6 protein-coding genes are annotated in these 5,073 nt (G+C 64.4%); 5 read left to right on the top strand and 1 reads right to left on the bottom strand.

Going from position 1 to position 5,073, the window contains the following annotated elements; genetic code table 11:
- The first annotated feature begins 3 nt into the window (after window positions 1-3).
- On the top strand, window positions 4-228 hold the full coding sequence (locus Y707_RS33375; protein WP_442853269.1) for a MerR family DNA-binding protein: 225 nt from the start codon (window positions 4-6) through the stop codon (window positions 226-228).
- A gap of 23 nt (window positions 229-251) precedes the next feature.
- On the opposite strand, the gene Y707_RS33615 is transcribed toward Y707_RS33375, so the two are convergent.
- A complete protein-coding gene (locus Y707_RS33615) occupies window positions 252-578 on the bottom strand; it encodes a four-helix bundle copper-binding protein (RefSeq protein WP_503487599.1) in 327 nt (108 codons plus the stop codon).
- 220 nt (window positions 579-798) lie between these two features.
- Here Y707_RS33615 and Y707_RS0101620 point away from each other — a divergent pair, with 220 nt between their 5' ends.
- The 4 genes from Y707_RS0101620 (at window position 799) to Y707_RS22590 (ending at window position 4,768) form a co-directional block, all read left to right on the top strand.
- Window positions 799-1,023 carry a heavy-metal-associated domain-containing protein gene (locus Y707_RS0101620; RefSeq protein ID WP_026533812.1) on the top strand — a complete coding sequence of 75 codons (225 nt, stop codon included), beginning with the start codon at window positions 799-801 and terminating at the stop codon, window positions 1,021-1,023.
- Window positions 1,020-3,473, top strand: a complete 2,454-nt coding sequence (locus Y707_RS22595) for a heavy metal translocating P-type ATPase (protein WP_035779896.1) — start codon at window positions 1,020-1,022, stop codon at window positions 3,471-3,473. The genes Y707_RS0101620 and Y707_RS22595 overlap by 4 nt, the downstream gene beginning before the upstream one ends.
- Window positions 3,474-3,561: 88 nt before the next feature.
- On the top strand, window positions 3,562-3,825 hold the full coding sequence (locus tag Y707_RS33370; RefSeq protein WP_081744553.1) for a thioredoxin family protein: 264 nt from the start codon (window positions 3,562-3,564) through the stop codon (window positions 3,823-3,825).
- Window positions 3,826-4,090: 265 nt separating this feature from the next.
- A complete protein-coding gene (locus Y707_RS22590; protein ID WP_035779894.1) occupies window positions 4,091-4,768 on the top strand; it encodes a TVP38/TMEM64 family protein in 678 nt (225 codons plus the stop codon).
- Window positions 4,769-5,073: the final 305 nt, after the last annotated feature.

Raw genomic sequence — 5,073 nt, 5'->3', positions numbered from 1 at the left:
GAGATCCTGCGATTTCAAGAGCGGGGTGAGGCTCCATGCTCATACGTGCGAGGCGTGCTTGACGCCCAGATGAGCAGCATCGATCAGCGGATCCGTGAATTGAACGAGTTGCGAGAGCAACTCTCGGCACTGTCGGTGGAAGCAGACCGCCTACCGCCGCCGGTGGCCGGTACTAGCTGTCGACTGATAGACCACGTTCGGGAGAAGCTTCCCGCACACAATGAATAGCTAGACGCCGGTGGCCCGGCCGATCAGGCAGATGCCATTTCTCGGCATGCTTTCGCGGCAGCACGGCAGGCTTCGGCGCATTCGGTCATGCCCTTGTTTTCGCATTCCTTCGCGCAGGCGTCGCACGCGTCTGCACAGACGATGCAGAGAGCGTTCGAGAATTGGCTTCCTCGAGCGAGAAGCGTCATACAGGCCTGACATAGCGTGGAACAGTCAGCGCACAGCGAGATGCAGTCAGCGAGGGTCGTGTCGCCTTGTCGAGCGCATTCCAGAGTGCACGCTTCACACTTCGCTACGCAGGTGGCGAGCACGTCGATGAGTTGCTGGGTTCGGTCGTCTACGAGTGACATTTCGATCCTTTCGATTTGGTCCGGCAGATTGCCGACCCTATTCAGCCTGCACCTTCCCGCCACTGGAGGGTCAACCGCCACAACGCCCCGTGCAGACTGAACCATTGACAGGCCGCGTTGACTCCCCTTGACCTTCCATCCGAGTGGAAGGTATAGCGTGCGGGTTATAGGTGGATTGCCGATGGGCAGTCCGGTTGAAGAGAAATTCGAGGTTATCCGCATGAATGATCCAACGCTGCAGGTGGAAGGCATGACGTGCACGGGTTGTGAGCAACGACTGGGCGTTGCCCTGCGCCGTCTCGATGGGGTGCGAGAGGCGCAGGCGAACCACGAGACCGGTGAGGTGCGGGAGCGCTTCGACGGGTCCACCACCGACGAGGCGGCGGTGAAGGAACGAGTCGTTGTGGCTGGCTACGAGGTCGTCGGTACGGAAGAAACGCCGTGACGGAGGCTGTAACGCGGTCGGGCACCGAAGACTTGTGGGCTGAGGAACCAAGCAATCTGGAGGGACATGCCCGTATTCGCGCGCGCATTGCCGGCCTGCATTGCTCGTTGTGTACGGGAACGATCGAGAAGGCGCTCGGTCGGATGGAGGGGGTGGATCAGGTCGCCGTCAGCCTTACCCATGAACAAGCGTTGGTGGATTATGACCCTGCCACGATTTCCCCGGAAGGCATCCTCGGCACGCTGCGCGATATCGGGTACGACCTGTACGACCCTCGCAAACTGAGACCGTTCGAGGAGGAAGAGGCTGATCTCGTCCGGGAGGGCAAACGGCTGCTGTTCGCGGGTGCGGCGAGCCTGACCGCGATCGCCCTGATCCTTGAAGTTGCCGGGGTCTGGTCGATACTGGTTCCGCTTTCGGTGATCGCCCTCATGGTGCCGGTGTCCTACGCGATCTTGCGTCCGACCGGACGCACTCGAGCCGCGTTGGGCGCCGTAGCCATAATTGCCCCGTCTGCCCTCGCGTACGCAGCCCGGGAATCCGGGTTGCTCGGCGGCGTCGCCACCGGATGGGTCACGGGGGTCCTGGCACTGGTAGTGGTGTTCGGAATCGCCCCGCACATTCTGCGCATGGCGTACCAAGCCGGACGGCGGCGCATCCTCAATCAGCACGTGCTGCTGGAAGTTGGCGCGTTCGCCGGCATCCTCGGTGGCGCCATCGGTTTGACCGGTCTGTTACCGGACTATCCCACGGCTCCATTCTTTGCCGTGACCGTGTTGGTGGCGAATTACCACATCTTCTCGGAGTGGCTGTCCCTGCTGGTGAAAACGCGCTCTAGCCAGGCCGTGAAGAAGCTCCTCGATCTACAACCCGACACCGCCCGTGTCGTCAGCGATGGAATCGAGCAGGATGCGCCGCTCGCCCAGGTCACCTCCGGGAATCTCGTGCGGGTCCGTCCCGGGGAACGGATTCCGGTGGATGGTCGCGTCATCGACGGATACTCCGCCATCGACCAGTCGTTGGTCACCGGGGAACCGGTCCCGATCGAGCGCAGCATCGGCGATGATGTCATCGGCGGATCGATCAATACCTCCGGCACGCTGCTCGTGCAAGCGACCCGGGTCGGGACCGACAGTTTCCTCGCGCAGGTGGTCCGTCACGTAGAGGACGCCCGCGCCCTCAAGCCGGGCATCCTGCACCTGGTCGACCGTGTGCTCCGCGTCTACACCCCAACGGTGCTGATCGTCGCTGCCGTCGCATTGCTCGGATGGCTGCTCGGCACGTGGATTTTCGCCGGAGAACCGGATGTACGGCGTGCCGTGTTCGCCGGGCTCGGCGTACTCGTCATGGGGTACCCCTGCGCGGTCGGGATCGCCGCGCCCCTGGCGATCGTCCGAGCCGCGGGAGAAGCCGCGGACCTGGGCATCATCATGCGAACCGGCGAAGCATTCCAGACCTTCGGACAGGTTCGAAGCATCGTGTTGGATAAGACCGGAACTCTGACCGAGGGTCACCCTGCCGTACGCGAAGTGGAAGCACTGGTGGACGAGGACGAGCTCGTGGTCGTCGCTGCGGCGGCCGAGTCCTCCTCGGAGCATCCTTTGGCCCGGGCAATCGTCGATGCCGCCACTGTTCGTGGCCTCTCCCTGCCGATTGCGGAGAACTTCGAGTCGGTGACCGGGTTCGGGGTCAGCGCCCGCGTCGCCGGCCGCCGGATACTCATCGGGCGCCCCGGGTTCCTCGTCGAGCGCGGCGTGGAGCTGAGCCGGCTTACCGCCGCAATCGACCGGCTCGAGGCCGCTGGCCGTACCGTCGTGGCCGTCAGCGCCGACGCCGAACCACTGGGTGTCATCGCACTGGGCGACGAAATCCGCGCCGACGCAATCGAAGCGCTGGCTCAGATGCGCGACGCCGGTCTCACCCCAGTGATGGTCACCGGCGACAATGAACGGGCAGCCCGCCACGTCGCTGGCCAGTTGGGCATCGACGACGTTCACGCCGGCGCGCTGCCCGAAGACAAAGCGGACATCATCCGCAAGCTCCAAGCGGCCGGCACCCGCGTGGTCATGGTCGGAGACGGCATCAACGATGCCCCCGCACTCATGCAAGCGGACGTGGGCGTCGCGATGGGCGGCGGCACCGACATCGCCGTGGAATCTGCCGACGTCATCATCGTGCGCGACGACCTCCGCTCCGTCATCACCGCACGGCAGATCAGCCGGTCCAGCTACCGCCGCACACGCCAGAACGTCGGCCTGGCATTCCTGTTTAACGGCGTCGGCATCCCCTTGGCGACCACCGGCCTTGTCTACCCGGTCTGGGCAATGGTCGCGATGGCACTGTCCGTCACCACGATCTTCATCAACAGCATCGGCGGACGCCCATCCCTCCTCTTCCAAGCCATCGGCAGCGTCGGGCGCGCCAACACCACTCGAGACGACACCGAATAGACGCGGCAAGAACAGGACACGACCATGAGCAGCTTTCCTCTGATCAACAGCACGCAGTTGAACACCATCACCCGCGCGCCCAGGACTCGTGCTTCTCGACTTCTGGCAAGCCAGCTGCGCGCCCTGCCTGGCCCACGAACCCATCCTCGAGCAGTTCAGCGCGACCCATCCCGGGCTGTTCGAGGGCTACCGCATCGATATCGACACTCAACATGATCTCGTCGAGCGCTACCACGTCACGAGCATCCCGACCATTCCAGATGAAGGGGTGCGGGTGCGGGTTCGCGTTCCATGCTTTGACCTAGGCGGCCGGCGACGCGCTCTGACTTCTTCCGGGACCCGAACGCGGTGAACGGTGTTTCGGCGACTTCCGCAGCGCGGACGTCCTCGAAGGACCCTTACGGGGTGGGGGTTTCGGTGGGTCCGCCTGGCGCAGGAGCTGAGCACGAGAACCGCGGCAGCGGCCATCACAGGCACAACTCATGGGTGGGACCGGGGCAAGGAGGATGGTGAGCGGTTCATAGGTCCTTCTGGGATCGATAGAGTAAGTTCACGTATTCTTCGAAGCGGGTCCGGCCCCTGACGGACCGCAATCGGGCGATCTATGGCGGGAGACCATGCAGCATCACACCAACCACCGCAAACCTTTGCTGACACCGCTCCGGCGGGCTCTGATACTCGGCATCATCATCGTCGCCGCAACCGTCATCGTCCTGACGGTACCGATCCCCGACGTTGAGGAACTGCGCGCACGGGTCGAACGTGCCGGCTGGTGGGGCCCCGTCGGATTCGTCCTCGGCTACGCGGCCCTGACCCTGGCGCCGGTGCCCAAGAACGTGCTCTCGATCGCCGCCGGAGTCCTGTTCGGTTTCGGGCCCGGACTGATGCTCGTGTATGGGGCGGCCCTGCTGGGTGCGTCCGCCGCGTTCTGGCTCGGACGCCACCTCGGCCGGGACGCTGTCGAGAAGTTCACGGGAACGCGGGTTCAGAAAGTCGACGAGGTCCTGAGCCACCGCGGATTCATCGCCGTCGTCGGGGTGCGCCTGGTCCCTGTCCTTCCGTTCACGGCCATTAACTACTCCGCCGGGCTCACCGCGCTGGGGTGGTGGCCCTACTTTTTGGGCACCATGGTCGGCATCCTGCCCGGCACCGTCAGTTTCCTCGCCCTGGGCGCCTTCGGCCTGAACTTCGGGTGGCCGGCGACCCTCGCGGCTGCCGCCCTCGGCATACTCACCCTCGCTGGCCTGATCTACGCCCTCCGGTCCCGACGAAGGAGCCGTGCACGTAATGTTTGATACCCGGCCCCGTCCCCAACTTAGCGCCGATGCTGGACCGAGTCGCCGCCCTCCTCGACGTCCCCTGGATCAGCCCCAACAAGCTCACCGGCGCGAACTTTGTCCTCGGACTGGCCAGTGCGGCGCTAGCCGCAGCCCAGTTATAGGTACCATCGCTCGGTCTTCGTGGCCTCGCGGGTGCCACCCTTCTCAACCGAGCTCACGAAGACCGAGCGACGCAGCGGGAAGGATCACCCACTGTTGGTTTCCCCTGGTGAACATCCACCATGATTGTCTAGTTCCCGCCACGCCTCGGCTGCGGCAGG

Origin of the sequence: Arthrobacter sp. H14, assembly GCF_000520495.1 — a bacterium.
Taxonomy (GTDB): Bacteria; Actinomycetota; Actinomycetes; order Actinomycetales; family Micrococcaceae; genus Arthrobacter_C.
Note: the sequence above shows the minus strand (reverse complement) of the source record. Positions and strands in the feature narration are given on the sequence as shown.